Raw genomic sequence first — 23,404 nt, forward strand, 5'->3', positions numbered from 1 at the left:
GTAGCCCGGCGTAAATCGGATTTGCGCCCTCTGCGTCTTTATGTGAAAAAATGCCCTTTTTGCAGGGGCGTCATTGGCCTATTTTCACCGGGCCGCACTAGGGCGCCTGCCGGCTATGCAGCAGCTCTTTGGCTTCATCCAGGGTCGGTTGGGCCTCGGTGCCGCCTGGGGCGCGGGTGGAGAGGGCGCCACAGGCGCAGGCCAGGCCCAGGGTTTCAACCAGGGGCCAGCCGTGGAGGAAGCCGTACACGAAACCGGCGTCGAAGCTGTCGCCGGCGCCGGTGGTATCCACCACCGGGACGGTAAAGCCGGGATCCCAAACGGTTTGGCCATCCTGGCGGGCCACTGCCCCTTGGGCGCCCCGCTTCACGGCCACCAGGGGCAGGCGGGCGGCCAGGGCATCCAGGGCCTGTTCCAGGCTGTCGGCCCGGGCGATGGCCAGCGCCTCCTGTTCATTGGGGAGGAAGAGGTCCACGTGGGGCCAGAGGTGCTCCAGGCCGCTATCCCAGCGTTCAGCCGGATCCCAGTTGGTATCCATGGAGACGGTGGCGCCCTGTTTGTGGGCAGCCGCCAGCAGGTCGGCCAGGCCAGGCTGGAGGGCGTGTTGCAGGAAGTAGCTGGAGACATGGACATGGCGGGCCTGGGCCAGCAACGCCCGGTCGACCATCTCGGCCTCCAGGCGATTGATGGCGCCCAGGTAGGTCAGCAAGGCCCGATCTCCCTGGTGGTGGAGGATCACCGTCATCCCGGTCTTGAGGGATGGGTCGACGATCACGCCGGTGGTGTCGATCTTGCGGGCCTGCAGTTGTTCCAGCATGTAGCGGCCGAACAGGTCCTGGCCGACTACGCCGCAGTAGGCTACCCGCAGGCCCAGCCGTGCGGCGCCACAGGCAAAGATGGTGCCAGAGCCGCCGATGGCCAGGGTGGCATCCTGGATGACTTTTTCCACCTGCCCGAATTCGGGGCGAGCATCTCCAGAGAGGATCAGGTCGACGTTGATTTCGCCCAGGACGAGGATGTCAAACATGTGCATGGCGCTGTGGGTCGGTTGGAATGGTTTCAGCGACGAAGCGGGGGAATCCGGGCCAGTGTAGCCGGTCGGCTGGGAAAAGTCAAGACGTCGGCTGCTCGTTTTTCGTGCTTTGCTGACTGATTGTGATGGGTTGTGAGCGACCTGCCAACCGATCTGCCTCAGCACATCTGGTCATCCCCTGAAAATGGCCCGATTTTACCTCCCGACAGGCCTTGACAAACCCGCCTGGCTCGCCCATAATGCCCCTATACCTTGAACTTTGATGGATTCCATGAACTTTTTTGAGCGTTTTTTGTTTCTTCCCGGATTGGGCTATTTCCCCTCTTTTTCCGGCACCTTCGGGAGGGCGGTAAGGCTGCCGATGAACATGGAATGGAACGGACTATGACGTCACGAGGACAACACACCTTCGCCGAAATCATGAGCCAGGCGACCGCCTGGTCCGCGGCCCTGGCAGAATTTCAGGGCCGGGTGGAGCAGGTGCAGGCCGCCTGGGACGACGCCGCACCTACCCGGGTGCTCTTCACCGGTTGCGGCTCCACCTACTACCTCTCCCTCATCGCTGCATCCATCCTCCAGGGGCTGACGGGCATTCCGGCCCGGGGTGTGCCGGCCTCGGAATTGGTGCTCTTTCCCCACCATGTGACCGCCGACCCAGGCCGCACCCTCCTGGTGGCCATCTCCCGCTCTGGCACCACCTCGGAGACCATCGCCGCGGTCAGCCGCTTCCGGCAGATGGGCGGCCGGCGGGTCTGGTGTGTGACCTGCTACCCGGATACGCCCCTGGCCCAGGAGAGCGATCTGGTCTTGCCCGCCGAGGCGGCCCAGGAAGAGAGCGTGGCCCAGACCCGCTCCTTCAGCACCATGTTGGTGCTGGTTCAGGCATTGGCCGCCACCGTGGCCCATGAGCCGCTGGACGCCCTCTTTTCCCTGCCGCCGGCTGGGGAGGCTCTGCTGGAGGCCACAGCCGGGGAGATGGAAGGGCTGGGCAACCGCCTGGAGCTGTGCCGCTATTTCTTCCTGGGATCCGGGCCCCAGTACGGCGTGGCCTGTGAAGCCATGCTGAAGCTCAAGGAGATGTCCATCACCCACAGCGAAGCCTACCACGCCCTGGAATTTCGCCATGGCCCCAAGGCCATGGTCGATGGCGAAACGCTGGCCGTGGGTCTCCTCTCCCGCCGTGCCTTCGACCATGAGCGGGCGGTGCTGATGGAGACCGGCGAGATGGCGGCCACCATCCTGGCCCTGAGTCCCGCCGAACCCATCGCTGGCGCCATCAACGTACAACTGCCCACTGCGCTGCCCGAGTGGACGCTCCCACCCCTCTACCTGCCCCCACTCCAGCTGCTGGCCTACCATCGGGCCATGGCCAAGGGTCTGGACCCCGATCGCCCGCGGCATCTGGAGGCCGTGGTGGTTTTAGACCCCGATTCCCTGGCCTGAGTTCCCTCCCTGCTGGATCGGACGTTTTCTCGCGCCCGGATCCTGATCTTTGGTCCAGCGGGGAGCTTCCCTTTTGGTCGCATCCGAACTGTCCCCAGGGGCGGCGTCTGCCGGCCCGTTTTCGCCTATCCTGTTGTCAACCGTTCAAGAAGAGCGGGAAGTCAATCCACCAACACGCCGGGCTGCATTTTTGTGCCCGGCTATGCGGACAACAGAGAGGAGGCAACCATGCAAACCGTCTTCATCACTGGCGCGACCGGCTACATTGGCTTCAGCGTGGCACAGGCTTTTCGACGGGCAGGCTACGCTGTCCTGGGGTTGACCCGCAGCCCGCACAAGGCCCGCTTCCTGGCCCAGCGGGAGATCCAGCCGGTGGTAGGCGCCATGCAGGAGCCGGACACCTATCGTCACCTGGCCGCCCAGGCAGATATCCTGATCCACGCCGCGGTGGACTACCAGGCGGATACGGCAGAGCTGGATCGGCTCACGGTGGAGACGTTGCTGGCCGCTGCCCGCCAGGGGACGACGCCCCGGACCCTCATCTACACCAGCGGTGTCTGGGTTCACGGCGACACGGGGGGCGACGCAGTCGATGAAAGTTCTCCCCTGGCGCCGGCGGCCGCGGTCGCCTGGCGGCCAGCCGTGGAGGATCAGGTGCTGACCGAGACGGGAGTACGGGGTCTGGTGCTGCGGCCCGGGGTGGTCTACGGCGGGGCCGGCGGGTTGACCGGCCTCTGGTTTGACGGCGCCACCAACGGCCACCCCTTCGACGTGGTGGGCGATGGTCGCAACCACTGGTCCATGGTGCACGTGGGCGATCTGGCCCAGGGGTATGTGCTGGCCGCCCAGAGCGGCCTGGCCGGCGAGGTCTTCAACCTGGTGGATGGCGTACCCCGGCAGGTCTCGGAGATGGTGACCGCCATCGGGCGGGCCACCGGCACCCACAAGCGGCCCCATTACCGGCCGCTGGCGGAGGCTGTGACAGAGATGGGCCCCCTGGCCGAAGCATTGGCCCTGGATCAGAAGCTCCGCCCGGATAAAGCAACCCGCTTCCTGGGCTGGCACCCCCAGCATCCCGATTTCGTGGCCGATGTTCACACCTACTATCGGGCGTGGCAGGCACAACGTCAGCAGTGAGGTAAAGACCATGAACTATATCTGCACGACCTGCGGCACCCAATTTGCCGAAACGGACAGCCCTCCTGACACATGCCCCATCTGTGCCGATGAACGCCAGTACATAGGATGGGAGGGGCAGCGCTGGACCACCCTGGCCGAGCTGCAGGCGGATTACCACAACGTCATCAAGACCGCTGAGCCTGGCCTGACGGGCATCGGCACCCACCCCCACTTTGCCATCGGCCAGCGGGCCCTGCTGGTGCAGACGCCCCAGGGCAATGTCCTGTGGGACTGCATCAGCCTGCTGGATGATCCCACCATTGCGGCGGTTGAGGCGCTGGGCGGTATTCAGGCCATCGCCATCTCCCATCCCCACTTCTACAGCAGCATGGTGGAGTGGGGGCGGGCCTTCCAGGCGCCCATCTACCTGCACGAATCCGACCGTCGGTGGGTCATGCGGCCGGATCCTGCCATCCACTTCTGGCAGGGCGAAACCCTGTCGTTGTGGGATGGGGTGACCCTGATTCGCTGTGGCGGCCATTTTGCCGGGTCGACCGTCCTGCACTGGCGGGATGGGGCGGAGGGCCAGGGCGTGCTGCTCACCGGGGATACCCTGCAGGTGGTTTCCGATCGGCGCTATGTGAGCTTCATGCGCAGCTATCCCAACCTGATCCCCTTGTCTGCCGCGGCGGTACGGCGCATTGTGGACGCGCTGGCCCCCTATTCCTTCGAGCGGATTTACGGCGGCTGGTGGGATCGGGTGGTGGCCGGGGATGCTCAGGCCGCGGTGGCCCGCTCGGCAGCCCGCTACCTGCAGGCCCTCCAGGCGGAAGGTGGGGCAACCGGGGAGGATGACCTCGCCTGAGCCCGGGGGCCGCCTACTCCAGGGGGATGGGTTCGCCCATCACTGGCGGCGGAACCCGACGAATCACATCCAGCAGGGCGGCCAGGAGTGCCGGGATTTCCCGCAGCTCGGACCAGGCGATGGAACGGGGATCGTAGGTGCGGCGGTCGGCTGCGACGCCCACCGCCGGCACTCCCAGCTGCTCGCAGAGGAAGAGGGCCCTGGGCAGGTGAAAATTCTGGGTCACCAGGATGGCATCCTGAACCTGGAAGATGGCCCGGGCCCGATAGCAGGTGTCGTAGGTTCGGCGGCCGCCATAGTCGGGCTGGATGTCTTCGGCCGGCACGCCCCGCTCCAGGGCGTAGGCCATCATGGCGCCGGGCTCGTTGTAATTGTCGAAGCGGTTGTCGCCGCTCATCAGTAGCTTTTGCACCTTGCCCGCCTGGTAGAGCTCGATGGCCGTGTCCACCCGGTCCCGCAGCATGGCGCTCAGGCGGCCGCTGCCATAGACCCGGGCCCCAAAGACGATGGCCACCCGGGCCGGCGGCACGTCGTTGGCCGTGTAGATGGCATTCGCATAGCGGTAGCTGATCCACCAGCGCCAGCCAAATGGAAACAGCATCAGGCCCAGGATCGAACCTCCGATCAGGATCCCTACCCACTTCCGCCCCAGACGACGGCGCCACCTTCCAACTTGCATCAACCTGTGCCTCCTTACGAACACGCGCCCATTGCCGGGTATGGTTCACAATCGTCGGAGTCCCGGACAGGACAAACCCTCTCCCGACATGCTGCACCGACGATCTTGGACTATACCCTCCATTGCCGGTCGACTTGACAGCAGGCTGCCCTGCCCCGATACTATAGCCTATGCTCGACGAACAGCGGCATCCTTCCACCGCATCCCGGCAGCCCGATTCTACCCGCGCCCGTCCATCGCCTCAAGTCGAGGCGACCCGATTTGAGGCATTGGACGACGCTGAAGCGCCCCAGGTTCCCCCCTCCTGGACGGCGCTGCCGGTGCTGGAGATCGACGGGGAGGCCACCCCTGTGGCACCACCGCCCCAGTCGGCCGGGCGTCAGCCAGCTCCAGAGCGGAGAGGGGCGCTTCCCGAGCAGCAGGATGAGATCCTGGTGGTCAGTCTGGGCGACCGCACCCCCACCGTCGCGGCAGGGGAGCATGTGGAGCTGGCGGTGGGCCTCCTCAACAACGGCCCCCGGCCGGCCACCTTCATCGTCACGGTGGAAGGCTGGCTGGACCCGGCCTGGCTGCCGTCCCTGCCGGTATACCGGACCCTACAGCCGGGCGAGCGGGCACAGCTCACCCTCACCCTGGCACCGCCCCGCCACCCTGCCAGCCGGGCAGGGGAGCATCCTTTTGCCGTGGTGGTGCGGGCCCCGGACGCGTATCCCGGCCGCCAGAGCCGGGTGGCCGCCCGCCTGGTGATTGAGCCGTTCTACGACCTTCGCCTGGGGAGGCCAACCCCGGGGCGAGTTTCCCTGGCGTGGTTCCGGCGAGAGGCCTGGGTGCGTCTGCCGGTGGCCAACGGCGGAAACGCCCCGCTTCGCTGTGAACTCCAGGGGCGCGACCGACATGGTCGCTGTCAGCTGAGCTATCGCGTCTCTTACGACTCCGGGCTCCAGCCCAATCCGGCCCGTTTTCTGCTCCAGCCCGGTGAACGCCTGTGGGTGGCAGTGCGGGTTACCCCCAGACAGCGGCCTGTGTTGGGGATCCGGGCTGAAGTTGCGCCGCTCTATTTTCGTCTGTGGGGCCGGGGGGCAAATGGCGAAGTGGAGCGCCACGGCGGAGGGTGCGCCGTGGCTTTGGCCCCCTGGATCGGCCTGGGCCAGATGTTCGCCGCCGCTGGGGTACTCCTGCTGGCTGTCATCGGGATGGCCATGCTGGCCCTCGGCGCCCTGTTGGCCCTGCCAGGCCCCGCGGCCGGGGAACCCGGTGTCGACCCAGGAGCGACGCCGGTGGCCGTGCCCATCGCCATCCTGGTCAGGGTAGCGGACCCGGTGCCGACCCGGCCGGCAGTGGCCTCCATGCCGGGCCCTGTGCCAGATGGGATGGCAGCGCCCCCGGCTCCGGCGGCGTCCACGGGCGGCGTCTCGGCATTGGGTCCGGTGGTCTTGCCCGAACAGGTGACTGCCCCGGGAGAGGTCCTGCCCTCCCCGCCGCCCACCGCCACTCCTGTGCCCCGGCAGACCATGACCTACCAGCAGATGTTTCAGGAGATCGGCGCCCGCTACGACCTGAACTGGCGCCTGTTGGCCGCCCAGGCCTACGTGGAAAGTGGCTTCGACTCTTTGGCCATGGGCAGCCACGGCGATTTGGGCCTGATGCAGATCTTGCCCACCACGTGGCAGGAATGGGCTCCGGCCCTCCAGGTGAACGATCCCTTTGACAGCTACAGCAACGTCCTGGTGGCGGCGGCCTATCTGGACTACCTGCGCACCCTGTTGGGCAGCCGGGGATACCCCCAGGAAGAGTGGATGCTGGTCGCCTACAACTGGGGGCCAGACCAGCTACTGGACTTCCTGGCAGCTGGCGGCACCTGGGAGACGCTGGCGCCGGAACTGCAAGACTACGCCACCCAGATCCGGCGCCTGGCTGCCACCATCCCCGCGGAGTGATACCGAATTGTCTTGCGAAGTGGCGTTTATGATTTCGTAGGTCCGGTCTCCTGGCCGGACATTCGCATCCGGTGGGACGGGAACCCATGTCACGCAGGGATGCGTGACCTACGGATCGTGCGGGTTTTTTCATTCCCCGCAACGCCATGAAGGTGCATGGAGAACTCAGGTGCGACGTCGTCCCGTCTGGATCGGCATCCTCAGATGCCGACTCCGTGTCGCGAGGGTAGCCTGTGTGCCGTGGGAGCATCCGGTCCTGAAAAATGGAACCCGGATCGGTAGGTCCGGTCTCCTGGCCGGACATCCGCATCCGGTGGGACGGGAACCCATGTCACGCAGGGAGGCGTGACCTACGGATCGTGCGGGTTTTTTCATTCCCCGCAACGCCATGAAGGTGCATGAAGCACTCAGATCATGAAGCACTCAGATGCGGTGTCACCTGTGGAATCTGTGGCTGAAAATAAAATGCAGAGGAGTCATCTGTGGTTTTTGAAGGCTGAGGAGAGCCTGTCATGGAACTGGAACGCCCTGACCTGACCCAGTTGCCGCCCCATGTCCGCGCCTACATCGAGGCGCTGGAGGCAAAGCTGGCGCGCCTCCAGGCTGAGTCCGAGCCCGTGGCGTCGGAGTCGGCCTCCGGGCCGGAGGAGCCGCCGTCCCATACCAGCGTGATCACCATCACCGAGCAGGGGCAGGTGAAACGGACTCCCCGCCACCTGTACGGACGCCAGCGCCGGGGCGGTATGGGCGTCTTCGGCATCGACGCGGCCGAGGCGGATCCGCCCGTGGGGCTGGTGCTGGCCGATGACGACGCCGGCATCATCCTGCTGACGGACCAGGGGCGCGCTTTTCGCCTGCCGGTGGCCGAGCTGCCTGAAACGCCCCTGAACGGGCGGGGCCGCTCCATCCTGGAGCGCTTTCCCCTGCGGGCGGACGAGCGGCTGGCCCTGGCCTTCCCCGACCAGCCCCTGGATGGCCGGGGCGCCTACCTGATCCTGGTGACCCGGCGGGGACAGGTGCGCCGCATTGCCGCCCACTTTCTGGGGCGCAGCCTGCAACCGGGAACGGTGCTCTACAACGTATCCGAAGGGGGCCCGCCGGCCGCCGCCTGCTGGTCCCAGGGCGATCAGGAATTGTTCATCGTGACCCGGGCCGGCCAGGCTACCCGTTTCGCCGAACGGCTGGTGCCAGTCCGGGGATGCCTGGGCATGCGGGTGGATCCCCAGGACGAGGTGGTGGGCGTGGCGGCCATCCCCGCGGACGGGGCTGTCTTCCTGCTCAGCGACCAGGGCAAGGGGACCATCCGCCTGATGAGCGGCTTCAGTGCCCACAAGTCGCCGGGGGCAGCCGGGAAGACGGCCATGAGAGCCGACCAGATCGTGGGCGCGGTGCCTGTCCAGGAGGGCGACGACCTGCTGATCCTCTCCCGGCTGGGCAAGGTCATCCGCTTTGCGGCGGCCGAGGTGCCGCCCAAGGAGGGGGTGGTCCAGGGGGTCAACTGCATGAACCTGCGGGCCGACGAGTGCGTCGCCGTGGCGGTGCTGCCGGCCCTGGCTGCGGCCCCTGCCTGATACCCTGCTGGGAAACGTCCGGTCGCGTTTTCCTGCCCAATTTGCCTGCGCCCTGCGGATATGCCCGAATACCTGTCACAGGGAGATATCTGAAGCGAAGAATCTGCCTTGGAGCCGGGGTTACAGGCCTGGTCATTGAAAGCTGATATACTGAAAGGCTCTGCTTTCCGTCATCGGAGCAGAGCCGTTTTTGTCGGCGGGTTTTTGGTACTTTTGCATAATAAAATCCGGGGAACTTTGCGCCATTTCATTGAGTTGTATGTCCGTGGCGTATGATAGGATGAGGTCGGGACGTGAGTCGCCCGGCCGGGCACATGGGAACGCCACCAGGGAGCGCAGGCTGGAACAGGCTTGGACCTGGTTTAACAGCCCCGGTGCCCATTCGACAGCAACCGTTGACACGTTGTTAACGTATCGACGGTAGACTCAAATCTAAGTTGCAGGTGCTGCTGCCCTGTCTGGCCTTGTGTAGGTCAGGCTGCACTGGCCGAAGGCCGGACCAGCCTGTTGGACAACAGCCTTGCAGAAGGAGAGTCAGAAATGACATCAGAAGCGCTGAACCAGATCGAAGCGCGAGAACGCTATCGACGCAGTGTCACCCGGGCCCAGGTGGCCGATTTGTTGGGCCTGATCACGGGCCAGGACACTGATTTGATCAATTACCATGAGATCGCCAATCGCCTCAAGGCCCGTCAACAGATTGAAAAAGGAACCGAGATGGTTCCCCTGGATCGGATTGTGGGCAGCGTGGGGCGTTATCGAGATTTCACCCGCACCTTCCTGCCCCGCTCTGGCGTCAACGAAGAGCGCTGGACGCGGGTCGACGCGGCCATGCATTCCCTGGAAGGCTTGCCGCCAGTGGAACTTTTCAAGATCGGTGAAGTCTACTTTGTGAAAGATGGGAACCACCGGGTCAGCGTGGCCCGGGCCAACGGCATGACCCACATCGAAGCCTATGTCACCGAGGTGGCCACCGATATCCCCCTCACCCTGGATGACTTCGAACGGGATCGCTGGCTGATCAAGGTGGAGGAAGCTGAATTTCTGGAGAAGACGAAGATCAATGAGCTGGTGCCGGATCACGGCATCAGTCTGACGGAGCCGGGCCGATACGAACAGCTGATCCACCACATCCAGGTGCACCAGTACCTGCGCAACCTGGACCTGGACCGGGAAGGGAAGGAAGAGCGCCTTAGCTGGGAAGACGCCGTGGTGAGCTGGTATCGCAACGTCTACCAGCCTGTGGTGGAAGCGATCCGCAAGTACAACCTCCTGGAGCATTTCCCCGAGCGTACTGAGGCGGATCTCTACCTGTGGATTGCCCATCACCGGGAGCGCCTGGCGGCCCACTACGGGTTGGCGCCCCTCAGCCCGGAAGCCGCTGTGAGCACCTTCGCCGAGCTCCACAGCGAGCGCCCGCTGGAGCGTACGGTGAAGGGGCTGCGCCTGGGGCTGTTGCGGGTCCTGGGCCAGGATGACATCCCGCCCGGCATGTCGGAAGAGGAGTTCCTGGAAGCCCGCGCCCGCCACGATGCGGGCGAGATCTCCCTGGCCGAAGCAGCACAACGGCAAGAAGAGGGGGAAGACACCGAAGCAGAGGATCCGGAGGCAGAGTCTGAGCCGTCCCAGGAGCCTGCATAGGCCGGGACGGACGGCGTCGGGACGCGTGCCGCCTGTCTGCACCTGGACAGGCGGCACTTTCTTTGTGGTTGGATGTTTGTTGTTCACTCCCCTCGTTTTGGTGGCCAGCTCCAGTTTCGTCACCCGCCGGGCATCACATCCAAAGGTTCCATCGAAAAGCGATTCAACTTAGAATTCCAAAGAAAAATGTGGTAGGATTACTCTAATATGGCAGCTTTACCAACTCCACACCGCCCCGGGTGGAGTTGGTCCATTGGCGGATTGCAACGAATCTTTCCTGTAGTCCACAGCCCTGTGCCCAGCGGGACCTGCCCTGACAAATCCTCGTGGTCCCCCGTATCGACCTCCTGTATGGAGTCAGATGATAGCGTGTCGGGTTCGATGAGATCGATTGGATAAAGCTGGAGAAAAAAGGGGGGGCAGGCACCAGAACAATGGACAGTTGCTGCGGCCTCAAAGGAGTCAACCCTGACGAGGAACGGATATGCTCCGAGTAAAAATCATCTGTACAATTGGCCCGGCCAGCCGTGAGCCAGAGGTGTTGACCCGGCTGATTCAGGCAGGCATGAATGTGGCTCGCCTGAACCTGAGCCACGGAACCCACGAGTACCACCGCGCTACCATCGAGCGCATTCGCACCATTTCGGAAGAATTGGGCAAACCCATCGCCATTCTGGCCGACCTGCAGGGACCGAAGTTGCGGGTGGGTAAGATGCAGCCCGGCGGCGTTCCCCTGCGCAAGGGGGAAGAAGTGGTCCTGACCGTCGAAGATGTGGAAGGCAAGCCCGGCCTGATCCCCATCCAGTACCAGGATCTGCCCGCCAAGGTCCGCCCGGGCGAGCGCATCCTCATCGACGATGGCCTGCTGGAGCTGGAAGTGCTCTCCAGCTCGGACAAGGAGATTCGGGCCCGGGTGGTAATCGGCGGAACCCTCACCGACAACAAGGGCATGAACCTCCCCGACGCTTCCCTGGACATTCCGGCCCTGACGGAAAAAGACCTGGAAGATGTCCGGTTTGCCCTGAGCCAGCAGGTGGACTGGATCGCCCTCAGCTTTGTGCGCACGGCCGGGGAGGTGTTGGAGTTAAAGCAGATCATCCAGCAGGACTCCTCCTTTGGGCGGGTGCCTCCCGTCATCTCCAAAATTGAAAAGCCGGAAGCAGTGCGCAACATCGATGCCATCATCAACGCCTCGGACGCCATCATGGTGGCCCGGGGGGATCTGGGCATTGAGACCCGCCCCGAAACCGTCCCCATGGTCCAAAAGATGATCATCTCCAAGTGCCTGGCCGCGGCCAAGCCGGTGATCACCGCCACCCAGATGCTGGACTCCATGATCCGCAACCCCCGGCCCACCCGGGCCGAGGCCAGCGACGTGGCCAACGCGGTGTTGGACGGCAGCGACGCCATCATGCTCTCGGGCGAGACGGCCTCTGGCAACTACCCGGTGGAGTCGGTGGAGACCATGGTCAAAATTGCCGAAGAGGCAGAGCGGGCCCTCCTGGCCAGCGACCGCCGGGTGAAGTTCGCCAAGCCCGAGATCTACACCGCTGCCGGCGCGGTCTGCCACGCGGCCATGCAGACGGCCGAGCTCTTGAATGCCAAGGCCATCATTGCACCGACCGTCAGCGGCGCCACGGCCAAGTTCATTGCCAGCTTCCGGCCCCGGGTTCCGGTGGTGGCCGTCACCCCCAGCCCCATGGTCCAGCGGCAACTCTGCATGTACTGGGGCGTCTATCCCCTGTTGACCCGCCGCCTGAGCAACACCGACGAAGTGGTCAACGATGCCATCGCGGTGGCCCAGAAGCATGGTTATGTCAATCCAGGGGACACGGTGGTGTTGACGGCCGGGGTGGTGGGCAGCGTGCGCAGCGCCACCAACCTGATGATGGTGCGCACCATCGAGCGGGTGTTGGCCCGGGGCATTGGCCTGGGCCAGCGGGAGATCGCCGGCCGCATCGTGCGCATTAAAACCCCCCTCAACGGCGTGGAGCCGGAGATCGGGCCCCAGGACATCGTCTTTGTCGACCACGTGGACCGCTCCTGCATCAAGTTGCTGCAGCGGGCCGGCGGCCTCATCACCCGGGATTCGGGGCTGGATAGCCTGGGCGCGGTGGCTGCCGTGGAGCTGGGTCTGCCGGCCATCATCGGCGTGGATGGGGAGATCGACCAGCTGGTGGACGGCAAGCGGGTCATCCTGGATGCCACCACCGGCCAGGTGATCGAATGGAACAAATAGGGGCGGGCCTCTGTGCCCGCCTGCAGGGCCCCCGTGCCCGTGTTCAGATCCGCTCGGGAACGGGGTGCCCCGCCTCCCGGATGGCCCGGGGCACGTCCACCATCACCAGCAGGATCAGCCCCAGGGCGAAAAAGACAGCAATGGAGAGGATGGCCAGCCGGTAGCTGCCGCTGAACTGGAGGGTCAGGCCGTACAAGAGGGGGCCAAGCCAGCTGGTGCCCCGCTCGCTGACTTCATACAGGCTGAAGTACTCTGCCTCCTGGCCGGTGGGAATCATCTGGGAAAAGAGGGAGCGGCTCAGGGCCTGGCTGCCCCCCAACACCACGGCAATCACCGCGGCCATGAGGAAGAACTCCCGCTCCGTCTGCAGCATCCCGTAGGCATAGACGGTCACCGCCAGCCAGATCACCAGGCTGATGACGATGGCCCGACGCGTCCCCACCCACCGGGCCACATAGCCGAAAACCAGCGCCCCCACAAAGGCGATGAACTGAACCATGAGGATCACCTGCACCAGGGAGGCGGTCCCCATGCCCAGCACCTGGCTGCCGAACTGCGCGGCCAGCGCGATGACGGTCTGGATGCCGTCGTTGTAGAGGAGGTAGGCCACCAGAAACAGCAGCGTCTGGGGGTAGCCGGGCAGGTGTCGCAGGGTGTGGCGAAGCTGTTTGAAGCCGACGCTCCAGTAGTGTTCGCCCGGGGGCAAGGCCCGCAGGGGCTGCCGTCGCCGCAGGCTCAACAGGGGGATCACGGTGAAGATGGCCCACCAGAGGCCGGCCGAAGCCAGACAGATGCGGGCTGCGTGGCCAGTGTCGATGCCCAGGGGCTCGGCCAGAAACTGGACGAAGACCAGGTTCAAGGCCAGGAGGAGCCCACCGCCCAGGTAGCCCAACGCCCATCCCTGGGACGAGACCCGGTCCCGCTCCTCCGGCGGGGCGATGTCGGGCAGGTAGGCGTTGTAGAACACAATGGAGGCGCCAAAGCTCAGGTTGGCCAGCAGAAAGAGCACGCCTCCCAGCAGATAGCGGTCGCCGTTCAAGAAGTAGAGGCCCATGGTCGCCAGGGCGCCCACATAGGCGAAGATGCCCATGAGCTGCTTTTTGCGGTGGGAATAGTCGGCGATAGCGCCCAGGATGGGCAGGAAGAAGACCTGGAGCGCCACCGACAGGGAAACCACGTAGGGGAAGAAGGAATCGGCCAGGACGGGCAGGCCCAGGGGATACACGTACCCGGCTGCATCGGCGGCCTGCTTGGTCACAGCCGTGAGGTAGGGACCCAGGAAGACCGTCACCACGGTGGTGGAAAAGGCAGAATTGGCCCAGTCATAGAAGTACCAGCCGATCTGCTCTCGTCGACTGTAGGCTGGCGTGGGTTGGTCCATGGCGCTTCGCCTCCTCTTTCCTGGTGGAGTGCGTTTCAAGGCACTTAGGGCGTGTCAGCCGATGATTTCAATCATCGGCCCAAGGCCGGCCACGGTCTCATGTCGAGCTATCGCATACCGGCCAATTCAAAAAGGGGAGCACAGGAACGTGCTCCCCTTTTTCATGCCATTGTCTTCATGGTCTCGGCCGTTGCCTGTCAGGCGGGGACGGGGAAACGGCTGGCCATCTCCAGCACCTGGGCCCGGGTTTGCTCCTGGAGGGCCTGGTTCTGGGGGTCTCGGGCAATGGCCGCAATCCAGCGGCCGATCTGGGTGAATTCGGCCTCGCCCAGCCCCCGGGTGGTGGCGGCCGGCGTGCCCAGCCGGATGCCGCTGGTCACCATGGCGGGTCTGGGGTCGAAGGGGATCATGTTCTTGTTGCAGTGGATGCCTGCGTTGTCCAGCGCCTTTTCCACCGCCTTGCCTGTGATCTCCTCTGAATTCAGCACGCTCAGGTCCACCAACATCAGGTGGTTATCGGTGCCGCCGCTGACGATGCGCAGCCCCTCCTCCTGCAGGGAGCGGGCCAGGGCCTGGGCGTTGGCCACCACCTGCTGCTGATAGGCCTTGAACTCGGGCCGCAGGGCCTCGCCGAAGCTGACTGCCTTGGCCGCGATGATGTGCATCAGGGGGCCGCCCTGGGTGCCAGGGAAGACAGCCCGGTCGATCTCCCGCGCGTATTCGGCCCGGCAGAGGATCAGCCCACCCCGGGGCCCTCGCAAGGTCTTGTGGGTGGTGGAGGTCACCACGTCGCAGTAGGGCACCGGATCGGGGTGCAGCCCCGCGGCGATCAACCCGGCCACGTGGGCCATGTCCATCATCAGCTTGGCCCCCACGCTGTCCGCAATCTCCCGCAGCCGGGGGAAGTCAAAGAAGCGGGGGTAGGCGCTGGCGCCGGCCACGATCAGTTTGGGCCGCAGCTCCTCGGCCATCCGCTGCAGGTTGTCGTAGTCGATGCGCTCGGTTTCCCGGTCCACGCCATAGTGCTGGAAGTTGTACAGCTTGCCGGAGCTGTTCAGGTGGAAGCCGTGGCTGAGGTGGCCGCCGTGGTCCAGTTTGAGGGCCAGCACCGTGTCACCGGGCTTCAACAGGGCCAGGTAGACCGCTTCGTTGGCCTGGGCGCCGGAGTGGGGCTGGACGTTGGCGTGTTCGGCGCCAAAGATGGCCTTGGCCCGTTCAATGGCGATGCGCTCGGCGATGTCCACAAATTCACAGCCGCCGTAGTAGCGCTTGCCCGGATAACCTTCCGCGTATTTGTTGGTCAGGACACTGCCCATGGCTGCCAGCACGGCCGGGGAGACATAGTTCTCGCTGGCGATCAACTCGATGCCGCTGAACTGGCGTTTGCGCTCCAGCTCGATGGCCTCGTAGATTTCCGGATCCTGTTCGGCCAAAATCTCCCGGGGATCGGGGGTGTCGGTCCAGGCGTCAAAGGCAAGGGGCGACGTGTGTTCCGCCTGGTTGCCCGTTTGTAATGATGATGTGATACTCATCCATCCATTCTCCTTGGGAACAGAGGCTCCCTCTCTGATCGTTCCAAACACAACGCGTGGGAGGGGCAACGCGTCGAAGTCCATGGCGGTTGGAATGCGCGCCAGGGACCCTGATAGCCGGCTGCTGGAGCGGCGACCCGGCCCCGGACACACAGGTGGCAACATAACATGCTTTGGACAATTCGTCAATTTGATCCCGTTTTTGGCTGTCTCTTTTTCCCTGTGGCAGCCTGTGCCTGGCTGAAACACCTGTGATACAATGCCGCCATGGGGCGGGGTGTTCCACCCTGCGGTTCCCAATGTCTACCCAATTCAGGGCCGGAGCAATCCAGGACCCGAGCTATCCAGAAACGGAGAGTTGATGCCTGTGGGAGAAGATCAGGCTTCGGGCGTCACCGCCCTGCCCCTGCGAGGGGAAGCGCTGGCGTTCACCATGGCCCTGACGCCGGCAGAATATCTGTCCCAGGATACCTGCGCCGGCCGGGCAATCCACAGCCGCCTGCAGGAGGTTCGCCTCCTGCCCGAGGATCAGCACTTCTTCAACGCTTATCCGGATGTCCTCCACTGGATTGCCCTGGTCTCCGAGGACACGCCGGATACGGCCATCGTGCTCCCCATCTGGATGCGGCTGGCCCAGTGCTCGCCCCGCATCGACCTGCGCATCTGGCGGGACACAGACGATCTCTCCCTGCTGGCGCCCCTGGTCGACGACCTGGACCTGACGGAGGATCTGGCCGATGTAGAGCTGCCCCTGCTGCTCCTTTTCGATGAAGAGTGGCAATATCAGGACCGGTGGGGGCCCCATCCCCAGGCCGCTGAACCATATCTGGAAGCATGGTTGGAGCGTCATCCAGAATATGAGACCCTGGCGGAGGATGAGTCGGCTGAAGCCCAGGATGCCTATGGCCATCTGCTGGACTGCCTCACCTGGGAGATGCGGGTCTGGTACAATAGTGGCCTCAACCATGCCTGCGTGGCGGAGATCCGCTCCCTCCTGGAAAGCTGGCAATCGACCGCCGAAGAGGAGGGCGAAGATGGGACGGCGGAAGATCCGTCTGGGTGAATTGGGATGTAACCGAGATTTGGGCACGACACGGGGGAAGGATACGGCGTGAGTCAACAGCCGCACAGCAGGATGGAGACACATCCAGGAGCCGGAATCGGCCTTCGCCGCCGAAGCCGTCCCTTCCTGCTCTCCGGGATCGCCCTGTTGATCCTGGTGCTTTCCATCTGGCCCCTCCAGGCCGCCATTGAACTCAACTACTTCCGGGCCACGTCCACCGAAAATGCAGTCCTGCTGGAGTGGAGCACCGCCCGAGAGTTCAATCTGGCTGGCTTCGAGATCCTGTGCAAGGAAGAGGGCGAGCCGGACAGCGAGTACCACGCCATTGGCTCCCGCATCGCCCAGGGGGCGCCAGACCGGGGCGCGGTCTACAACTTCAACGTCACCAGCGGCCTGGTCTACGGCCGGCGCTACTGCTTTCGCATTCGGGAAGTGACCACCGACGGCACCCCGGGGGAAGCCTTTGACGTCTGCGGCTACGGCCCAGGTGTCACCCCAGAGAGCGCCGAGATCGGCCAGGCCGATGTGACGCCTACGCCCACCACCATCGTGGTGGGCGGCGAAGACGTGACGCCGGCCACGCCCACGCCGACCTTCCCGGGCCAGTCGCCCCTGATCACGCCCACGGCCACGCCCATCTCCAACAGCCCCATGTCCGACGCCGAGGCAACGGCCCAGGCAGCCGCCCTGGCCCAATTCACCCCGACGCCGACTTTCACCCCGACGTCGACCCCCACCTTTGTGCCTGGGCCGCCGACCGAAACGCCGACCTGGACGCCCACGCCCGTTTCCGAGAGTCCCGTAGCCGTTCTGCCTGTGCCGGCGATGGCTGAATCGCCGGTGGAAAGGGGAGCTGTGGGGGAACCTACGCCCACGCCCCTCTACGTGGTGGTTACCGCCACCCCCACGCCCGCGGCCCTGGCCGTGGCGCCGGCCTTTACCCCCTGGCCCACAGCCACCCCCCTGCCCGTCCAGGGGCTCAATGGCCTGCTGGCCCTGAACACCCAAAATCTCATGCTCTTGCTCCTCTGCCTGACCTTCCTCAGCGCCAGCGGTTTGGGCACCCTGGGGCTGGTCACAGTGATCATCTATCTCCGCTCCCGGGAACAGCGGGACCGATACTTCGACCGCTACCTGGACCGCTACTGGGGTGGACGCCGTCGTTAGTATCGATGATGTTGAAGCCAGACTGACTCGTGATGTGACCCATGCGCACTTTCATCGCCATTGAACTGCCACCTGCCGCCCGGGCCCAGGTCCAGCGACGCCAGGAACAGGTCCGGGCCCGGTTGGCCGCCCAGGGGCTGGCCGACGTTTTCCGGTGGACGCCGGTGGAACAGATGCACCTGACCCTGCGCTTCCTGGGCGAGACCACGTCGGCCCAGCAGGCTCAACTGGCGGCTCGCCTGGCCGCGGTGGTGGCCGGGTATGGGCCCTTCGGGCTGACGGTGTCCGGGGTGGGCTGTTTTCCCCGCTGGCAGGCGCCCCGGGTGCTCTGGCTGGGCATTCAGGGCGCATCCCAGGCCCTGGGCGCGCTCCAGGCCGAAGTGGAACAGGCGGCCCAGGAGGTCGGCTTTGTCCCAGAGGAGCGTCCTTTTTCGCCCCACCTCACCATCGCCCGCCTCCAGCGGCAGGCGGACCGGCAGGCCCAGCGCCGGGCCGGCGAGATCCTGGCTGCCCTGGCCGCCCGGGGCGAGCCACCGGGCATCCCCTGGCCAGTGCAGGAGATCGTCCACATGCGCAGCGACCTGCGGCCCGGTGGCCCCATCTATACCGTGTTGGGGACCTTTCGCCTGCAGGCGCCGTAATTTTTGCAGCTCATCTCCCCAATGTGTGCGAACCTGTTTGGTTCCCTGCGAAGCTGGGGGTGGATAGCACACATTTGTGGTAGATAAGCCATTTTTCCCAGTATGAGTCCACCGTAGAAACCAGAGAGGACATGAAGGAGGCTCCCCATGACCACGCCCCACCAGACCCGCATCTCTAGAGATCTCGCCAGGGAGTATGGGCACCAGGCCGTCCAAATCCTGGAAGCCGGCCAGTACGTTGCCCCCTCGGGCCGGACGGTGCAGATTGGGGAACAGCTGGAACGGGCTGTGCAGGGGACCGTTTCCTATCCGCCGGATGTCTCCCTGCCCGAGGCGCAGCCGGGCCCCCACGCCACCCGCATCCAGGTGATCAACGATAGCACCCTGGCGGCTGCCCGCCTGCTCCTGGACGAGGGCCATCATCCGGCTGCCCTCAACTTTGCCTCTGCAAACCGTCCAGGCGGCGGTTTTCTCAACGGCGCCCTGGCCCAGGAAGAGTACCTGGCCCGTTCCTCCGGCCTGTACGCCTGCCTCCGGGACAACCCCATGTATGGTTTCCACCGGGCCCAGCGCAACGCCCTATACACCGACTACGTCCTGTATTCGCCCGAGGTGCCGGTCTTTCGTGGGGACGACGGCTCCCTGCTGGAGGAGCCCTACACCGTCGGCATCATCACCGCACCGGCGGTCAACGCCCGGGCGCTGCGCAAGTATGCGCCAGGTCGCAAAAAGGCGATCCTGCCGGCCATGTGGAGCCGCATCCTCAAGGTGCTGGCGGTGGGGCTGCAGCACGGCCACGACAGCCTCGTGCTGGGCGCCTGGGGCTGTGGCGCCTTCGGCAACGACAGTCGGGACATTGCCCCCCTGTTCCACCGGGCGCTGACGGAGAATTTCCAGGGGGCCTACCGCCGCATCATCTTCGCCATCCTGGATTGGTCTGAGGAAAAGCGCTACATCGGGCCGTTTGAGGAATTGTTCGGGTGATGGCTCTCCTGCGAGAGCGGCAATCGGGCGGGTCACGGACCCGCCCCTACCGGGGCCTGGCGACAGCGGGCGGGCTTGCGGGAATGGGTGCCCTGTCGTAAGCGCAGCTCGCAGCTGTGCATTCGTCGCCGTGCCTTCACCCGCCTGGGGTCAATTGGGGCGAATCATGATTCGCCCTACCGGGGCTGGTGCAATCGTGCGGCTGGAGACCGCACCTACGGCAAGGGTCACCTTCCCGCGGACGGGGTGCCATGGATGCGTAGGGCGGGTCTCCGGCCCGCCAGAAGCGGCCGTTTTGACGGGGTCCTGGCATCCGCCTGAGCCTGGCACCGGCGGCTACTGGCGTGGCCACCACCACAGCCCCAGCACCACCAGCACCATCCCCCAGGAGAGGAGCGTGCCCAGCCGGCGGGCCGGAGTGGCGCCCATGCGCACGTCGATCCGGTGTTCGCCTGCCGGCACATCCACCTCGATAAGCCCGTAGGGATCCGAGACCCGATGGGGCACCAGCATACCGTCCACCCAGACCTGCCAGCCGGGGAAATAGAGGAGATGGATGCGCACCGTGGCCGGGCCATCCAGGCGCACCACGCCACCTGCGCTGGAGCCGCGGCTGTACTGGCTCACCACTTCCCCGCTACCCTGGACGATGCTCAGGCGGGTCAGGCGGCCGTTTTCGCTGTAGTCCTCCCGGTAGTCCTCCGCGGCGTAGTCCGGGCTCATGGGCGATTGGGTGAAGGGCTCCTGGACCCACTGGGTGTACGCGATCATGTCCGGGTGCTCCTCTTCGAAGCGATAGACCGCGCGGCCATCCTCCCGCCAGGGTTCCACCGGCTGTAACTGCGCGTAGACGTACGAGTAGCTGGCAAAGGCCACCAGCAGCCCCAGAACCAGCACACCGCCCCGGGCCTCCTCGCTGTAGCTCATGTAGTCGCTGGCCAGCCGCCAGACCACCAGGCCGCCCAGGGCGCTGCTCGTGAACACCACCAGAGCCAGCAGCCGCCAGGGGAACTGGATCACCGCCAGGGGGGGGAAGGCCTCCCAGAGGGGCGCTGCCCACGGCGTCATGACAAACAGCAAGCCGACGGTCACCGCCAGCAGGTAGACCAACAGCCCCAGGGTCTCCCGCCCCAACTCCTTCCGTCGCCAGAGCAGGGTGACGGACACAAACATCATCACCAGGGGCACCAGGCCCACCTGAAAACTCATGCCGTCATTGGCCCCCTGGGGATCGTCGGAGTAGCCATAGCCCCAGAAGGGGCTGAAGTACTGGCCGAGCTGGATGAAGTGGTTGCGGAAGTCGTAGGTGTTGGTGACGTAGACCTGCTGCTGGAGGTAGGGGCCCTCGGCCAGCAGGGGCAGGAGGAAGGTGCCGGTGAGCAACAGGCCACCCACCCCGGCCGCGCCGGCCAGCAGGAATGGCGCCAGCTTCCGGTTGGCGGGGCTCAGCCAGAGCATCCCCAGCCGGAAGAGCACAAAGGTCATCAGCAGGGGCAGAAACGACAACAGGGCGAAGGTATGGGTCAACAGCACACCGCCCAGGGCCAGGATGGCCAGGGCCAGCCGTCGCGGCCAGCCGGGGGCATCGCCCAGGGCGATGAGCCGGTCGAAGGCCAGGAAGACCCAGGGAAACCACCCCAGCAGCAGGGAGTCGTTCAGCGCCGCCCGCACGTAGATGTCCACCAGGTGATAGGGCGCATAAACGTAGAGCAGGCCGGCCACCACCCCTGCTAGGCGGACAGCCATCTGGTTGGCCGGTCGTTCCCCACCCAGGGATGACTCCAGCCAGTGGCAGAGGAGCCGGTAGATGCCCCAGGCGCCGGCCAGAAACCCCACCGCCCAGGTCAGCTTGGCCGCCAGGGTGTAGCCCGCGCCCAACAGGATGAACAGCTCCCCCAGGTAGAAGCCCAGGGGCGCCTGGAGGATGAAGGTGGGGTAGCCGTAGCCCTGAATGTGATGCATGGCCCACCGGGGCCACAGGGCGCCATCCCGGATGGAGGCATCGAACATCAGCAGGTAGAAAACGCTGTGGCGGCCGTCGTGGGCTTCGTAAAAATAGCCCGGTGCCGTCAGGGGAGACAGGGCAAAGAGGCTGAGCCCCAGCAGAAGAAGCAGGTACGGATCCACCCGCATCCGCACCCGGCGCCAGAGGGCGTCCCACACATCCGTTTCAGTCTTCACGTTCAAGGTGCGTCCGCTTCAATTTTAGACTCAGGCGAGTTTGATCAACCCCATCTGGGCCGCAATGGCAACGGCTTCGGTCCGGTTGCCCGCGCCCAGCTTCCCCATGATGGCGCTCACGTGGAACTTCACGGTGCGCTCGGTAATGGTAAGCTCGGCCGCGATCTCCTTGTTCTGGAGACCCCGTCCCAGAGCCTCCAGGACCTCCATCTCCCGGGCGGTGAGGGGTTCGGCCAGGGGTGAGGTCGAGGGCGCACTCACCTGGCGCAACAGCTTGGAGGCTACCACCGGCTGGAGCAGTGAGCCCCCCTGGTGGACCACCCGAATGGCCCGGAACAGCTCTTCCCGGGGCGCACCTTTGAGCAGGTAGCCCTGGGCGCCGGCCTGCACAGTGGCCAAAATCCGTTCGTCGGTGTCGAACGCTGTAAAAACGATGGCGCGCAGCGCCGGGTTCCGTGCCCGCATGGCCGCCAGGACCTCTACACCGTCCATGTCGGGCATTTCCAGATCGAGCAACACGATATCCGGCGCCAGCGCTGCCGCCCTGGCCACGGCCGTAGCGCCGCTGTCCGCTTCGCCGACCACCCGCAGATCGGGCTGGGTGCCCAGGACGGCCACCAGCCCCTCCCGCACGATGGGGTGATCGTCCACCACCAGGATACGAATGGGTTGTTCCATGATGATTGCCGCTCTTTCCAAAGATGATTCACGCCAACGGGTTTTCCCCCTGGGCTTGACGCCAGACTGAACTGGTCAGCACGTGCACGGTGACCAGGGGAAAGATCTGCCCCACGCAGGCCACGGCCGGAGCCAGCCGGGTGGGATCCCACCATGCTGCCGCCGGTGCCGGCCCAGCAGCCGCTGGCCAGTTCCCGCAGAGGAGGCGCACCGGGGGCCAGCCCGTCAACGCCTGAAGCGGCGTCTGCGCCGCCACGTACCGGAGGGTGACCCGCTCCTCTTCTGCCCAAACATGCAGACGCCAGCTCTGTCCGGCTTCATCGCAGAGAACGCCGTGGAGCCGAGGCAGCCCCTGGACGAGCTGCCAGAGCTGCACCAGATGCACAAAGGCCGTCTCCACAGGAAGAACCCGGGCCGGCGAACCGGCTGGCCGTCTGCTGGCCCACTGGGCAAGCTGGGGATAGCCCGGCCTGGCCTGGGACAGCCGTGTGTACAGTTGCTGCAGACCGGCGGTGATCCCCACCGTCCGGATCTGGCCCGGCCCGGGTGCCACGTTCTCCACCACAGTCACGGCGACGCCGTTGCGGGTCTGCAGTAGCCCGGCGGCATCCTGGGCAACGCTGCTCGCGCCAGCGTAGAGGACGGCCGGCCGCCAGACCCCCGGCACCTGGGACAAGGCCTGGCCCACCAGGCGGCAGAGCTCCCGCAGGGAATGGCGGATTCCCTCCCCCGCCTGTTCGTACCCGCCTGCTATGATAACCGCATCCGGCCGGGTGGCAGCCAGGGCCTGGGACAGGCTGGCAGACGTCAGGTCGGGGGAAAGGCTTGTGTGGCCCACCAGTTGCGCCGGGCTTTCAGCCAGGGCTTCCAGGGCGGCCGCGCCGCTGACATGCCCGGTTAGGCTGATCAGGTGGACCCGGGGATGGTCGGCCAGGCTGGCGGCGATGGCCACCTGCTCCAGGGGCGGAAAGCGGATGGGATCGTCGCTGTGCAGCCAGGGCTGTCCCCGCTCTGCATCCCAGAGGCGGCATCCCAGGGGTTCCCCCAGCCGCTGGATGAGCTCGCCCAGTTGCTCGGTCACCGGGATCTCTGCCTGTCGGGCCACCCGCTGCTGGGTCACCAGCTGGTAGGTGCCGCTGGCCAGCACCAGGAGCCCGGCCTGGAGCTGGCCGCGTTCCACAGACAGGATCAGGATGGGGCCTGTGGGCCCTTCGGTCAGCCGTTCCGCCGACGGTGTTGCCGTGCTCATG

18 protein-coding genes are annotated in these 23,404 nt (G+C 65.3%); 11 read left to right on the forward strand and 7 right to left on the reverse strand.

Translation table 11 applies throughout. The features are described from left to right. Nucleotides 1–97: 97 nt before the first annotated feature. Complete coding sequence (locus FKZ61_RS04830) at nucleotides 98–1,027, reverse strand: carbohydrate kinase family protein (RefSeq protein WP_229964143.1); 930 nt, start codon at nucleotides 1,025–1,027, stop codon at nucleotides 98–100. 390 nt (nucleotides 1,028–1,417) lie between these two features. On the opposite strand from FKZ61_RS04830, the gene FKZ61_RS04835 reads away from it, so the two are divergent. From FKZ61_RS04835 to FKZ61_RS04845, 3 genes are all read left to right on the forward strand, one after another. Beyond that, nucleotides 1,418–2,476 carry an SIS domain-containing protein gene (locus FKZ61_RS04835; RefSeq protein WP_170199275.1) on the forward strand — a complete coding sequence of 353 codons (1,059 nt, stop codon included), beginning with the start codon at nucleotides 1,418–1,420 and terminating at the stop codon, nucleotides 2,474–2,476. Between the two features lie 228 nt (nucleotides 2,477–2,704). Beyond that, nucleotides 2,705–3,613: an NAD-dependent epimerase/dehydratase family protein gene (locus tag FKZ61_RS04840; RefSeq protein WP_141608947.1), complete on the forward strand. Its 909-nt coding sequence runs from the start codon at nucleotides 2,705–2,707 to the stop codon at nucleotides 3,611–3,613. Between the two features lie 10 nt (nucleotides 3,614–3,623). Continuing rightward, complete coding sequence (locus tag FKZ61_RS04845; RefSeq protein WP_141608948.1) at nucleotides 3,624–4,460, forward strand: MBL fold metallo-hydrolase; 837 nt, start codon at nucleotides 3,624–3,626, stop codon at nucleotides 4,458–4,460. A gap of 13 nt (nucleotides 4,461–4,473) precedes the next feature. Here FKZ61_RS04845 and FKZ61_RS04850 read toward each other — a convergent pair whose 3' ends face one another. Then, a complete protein-coding gene (locus tag FKZ61_RS04850) occupies nucleotides 4,474–5,139 on the reverse strand; it encodes a SanA/YdcF family protein (protein WP_211358418.1) in 666 nt (221 codons plus the stop codon). A gap of 269 nt (nucleotides 5,140–5,408) precedes the next feature. On the opposite strand from FKZ61_RS04850, the gene FKZ61_RS04855 reads away from it, so the two are divergent. The 4 genes from FKZ61_RS04855 to pyk all read left to right on the forward strand — a co-directional run bounded on the left by FKZ61_RS04855 (nucleotide 5,409) and on the right by pyk (nucleotide 12,527). Next, nucleotides 5,409–7,076 (forward strand): transglycosylase SLT domain-containing protein, encoded by a 1,668-nt coding sequence (locus FKZ61_RS04855; RefSeq protein WP_229964144.1) that lies wholly within the window; start codon nucleotides 5,409–5,411, stop codon nucleotides 7,074–7,076. A gap of 512 nt (nucleotides 7,077–7,588) precedes the next feature. Further along, nucleotides 7,589–8,647 (forward strand): DNA gyrase C-terminal beta-propeller domain-containing protein, encoded by a 1,059-nt coding sequence (locus tag FKZ61_RS04860; RefSeq protein WP_141608950.1) that lies wholly within the window; start codon nucleotides 7,589–7,591, stop codon nucleotides 8,645–8,647. A gap of 540 nt (nucleotides 8,648–9,187) precedes the next feature. Then, entirely contained in the window at nucleotides 9,188–10,288 is a 1,101-nt protein-coding gene (locus FKZ61_RS04865) for a hypothetical protein (protein ID WP_141608951.1), read from the forward strand. Between the two features lie 484 nt (nucleotides 10,289–10,772). Next, nucleotides 10,773–12,527, forward strand: a complete 1,755-nt coding sequence (gene pyk / locus FKZ61_RS04870; RefSeq protein ID WP_141608952.1) for a pyruvate kinase — start codon at nucleotides 10,773–10,775, stop codon at nucleotides 12,525–12,527. Between the two features lie 43 nt (nucleotides 12,528–12,570). Here pyk and FKZ61_RS04875 read toward each other — a convergent pair whose 3' ends face one another. Both FKZ61_RS04875 and FKZ61_RS04880 read right to left on the reverse strand, forming a co-directional pair. Next, nucleotides 12,571–13,908, reverse strand: coding sequence for an MFS transporter (locus FKZ61_RS04875; protein ID WP_141608953.1), 1,338 nt, complete (start codon nucleotides 13,906–13,908; stop codon nucleotides 12,571–12,573). Nucleotides 13,909–14,105: 197 nt separating this feature from the next. Continuing rightward, nucleotides 14,106–15,440, reverse strand: a complete 1,335-nt coding sequence (locus FKZ61_RS04880) for a serine hydroxymethyltransferase (protein WP_141608954.1) — start codon at nucleotides 15,438–15,440, stop codon at nucleotides 14,106–14,108. Between the two features lie 361 nt (nucleotides 15,441–15,801). Here FKZ61_RS04880 and FKZ61_RS04885 point away from each other — a divergent pair, with 361 nt between their 5' ends. From FKZ61_RS04885 to FKZ61_RS04900, 4 genes are all read left to right on the forward strand, one after another. Then, nucleotides 15,802–16,503 (forward strand): thioredoxin family protein, encoded by a 702-nt coding sequence (locus tag FKZ61_RS04885; RefSeq protein ID WP_170199277.1) that lies wholly within the window; start codon nucleotides 15,802–15,804, stop codon nucleotides 16,501–16,503. A gap of 72 nt (nucleotides 16,504–16,575) precedes the next feature. Next, nucleotides 16,576–17,670, forward strand: coding sequence for a hypothetical protein (locus FKZ61_RS04890; RefSeq protein ID WP_229964145.1), 1,095 nt, complete (start codon nucleotides 16,576–16,578; stop codon nucleotides 17,668–17,670). 41 nt (nucleotides 17,671–17,711) lie between these two features. After that, nucleotides 17,712–18,311: an RNA 2',3'-cyclic phosphodiesterase gene (gene thpR / locus FKZ61_RS04895; RefSeq protein WP_141608957.1), complete on the forward strand. Its 600-nt coding sequence runs from the start codon at nucleotides 17,712–17,714 to the stop codon at nucleotides 18,309–18,311. A 147-nt stretch (nucleotides 18,312–18,458) separates the two neighbouring features. Beyond that, complete coding sequence (locus FKZ61_RS04900; protein WP_141608958.1) at nucleotides 18,459–19,295, forward strand: TIGR02452 family protein; 837 nt, start codon at nucleotides 18,459–18,461, stop codon at nucleotides 19,293–19,295. A 336-nt stretch (nucleotides 19,296–19,631) separates the two neighbouring features. On the opposite strand, the gene FKZ61_RS04905 is transcribed toward FKZ61_RS04900, so the two are convergent. From FKZ61_RS04905 to FKZ61_RS04915, 3 genes are read right to left on the reverse strand one after another with little or no spacing between them, the layout of a single operon-like run. After that, complete coding sequence (locus tag FKZ61_RS04905) at nucleotides 19,632–21,476, reverse strand: glycosyltransferase family protein (RefSeq protein ID WP_141608959.1); 1,845 nt, start codon at nucleotides 21,474–21,476, stop codon at nucleotides 19,632–19,634. A 30-nt stretch (nucleotides 21,477–21,506) separates the two neighbouring features. Then, nucleotides 21,507–22,154, reverse strand: a complete 648-nt coding sequence (locus tag FKZ61_RS04910; protein ID WP_141608960.1) for a response regulator — start codon at nucleotides 22,152–22,154, stop codon at nucleotides 21,507–21,509. A gap of 28 nt (nucleotides 22,155–22,182) precedes the next feature. Next, on the reverse strand, nucleotides 22,183–23,403 hold the full coding sequence (locus tag FKZ61_RS04915) for a glutamate mutase L (protein ID WP_141608961.1): 1,221 nt from the start codon (nucleotides 23,401–23,403) through the stop codon (nucleotides 22,183–22,185). Nucleotide 23,404: the final 1 nt, after the last annotated feature.

Origin of the sequence: Litorilinea aerophila, from assembly GCF_006569185.2 — a bacterium.
Lineage (GTDB): Bacteria > Chloroflexota > Anaerolineae > Caldilineales > Caldilineaceae > Litorilinea > Litorilinea aerophila.

Coding starts and splice junctions, on each gene's coding strand:
- FKZ61_RS04830 (WP_229964143.1), bottom strand. CDS start 1,027: ATGTTTGACATCCTCGTCCTGGGCGAAATCAACGTCGACCTGATCCTC.
- FKZ61_RS04835 (WP_170199275.1), top strand. CDS start 1,418: ATGACGTCACGAGGACAACACACCTTCGCCGAAATCATGAGCCAGGCG.
- FKZ61_RS04840 (WP_141608947.1), top strand. CDS start 2,705: ATGCAAACCGTCTTCATCACTGGCGCGACCGGCTACATTGGCTTCAGC.
- FKZ61_RS04845 (WP_141608948.1), top strand. CDS start 3,624: ATGAACTATATCTGCACGACCTGCGGCACCCAATTTGCCGAAACGGAC.
- FKZ61_RS04850 (WP_211358418.1), bottom strand. CDS start 5,139: ATGCAAGTTGGAAGGTGGCGCCGTCGTCTGGGGCGGAAGTGGGTAGGG.
- FKZ61_RS04860 (WP_141608950.1), top strand. CDS start 7,589: ATGGAACTGGAACGCCCTGACCTGACCCAGTTGCCGCCCCATGTCCGC.
- FKZ61_RS04865 (WP_141608951.1), top strand. CDS start 9,188: ATGACATCAGAAGCGCTGAACCAGATCGAAGCGCGAGAACGCTATCGA.
- pyk (WP_141608952.1), top strand. CDS start 10,773: ATGCTCCGAGTAAAAATCATCTGTACAATTGGCCCGGCCAGCCGTGAG.
- FKZ61_RS04875 (WP_141608953.1), bottom strand. CDS start 13,908: ATGGACCAACCCACGCCAGCCTACAGTCGACGAGAGCAGATCGGCTGG.
- FKZ61_RS04880 (WP_141608954.1), bottom strand. CDS start 15,440: ATGAGTATCACATCATCATTACAAACGGGCAACCAGGCGGAACACACG.
- FKZ61_RS04885 (WP_170199277.1), top strand. CDS start 15,802: ATGCCTGTGGGAGAAGATCAGGCTTCGGGCGTCACCGCCCTGCCCCTG.
- FKZ61_RS04890 (WP_229964145.1), top strand. CDS start 16,576: ATGGAGACACATCCAGGAGCCGGAATCGGCCTTCGCCGCCGAAGCCGT.
- thpR (WP_141608957.1), top strand. CDS start 17,712: ATGCGCACTTTCATCGCCATTGAACTGCCACCTGCCGCCCGGGCCCAG.
- FKZ61_RS04900 (WP_141608958.1), top strand. CDS start 18,459: ATGACCACGCCCCACCAGACCCGCATCTCTAGAGATCTCGCCAGGGAG.
- FKZ61_RS04910 (WP_141608960.1), bottom strand. CDS start 22,154: ATGGAACAACCCATTCGTATCCTGGTGGTGGACGATCACCCCATCGTG.
- FKZ61_RS04915 (WP_141608961.1), bottom strand. CDS start 23,403: ATGAGCACGGCAACACCGTCGGCGGAACGGCTGACCGAAGGGCCCACA.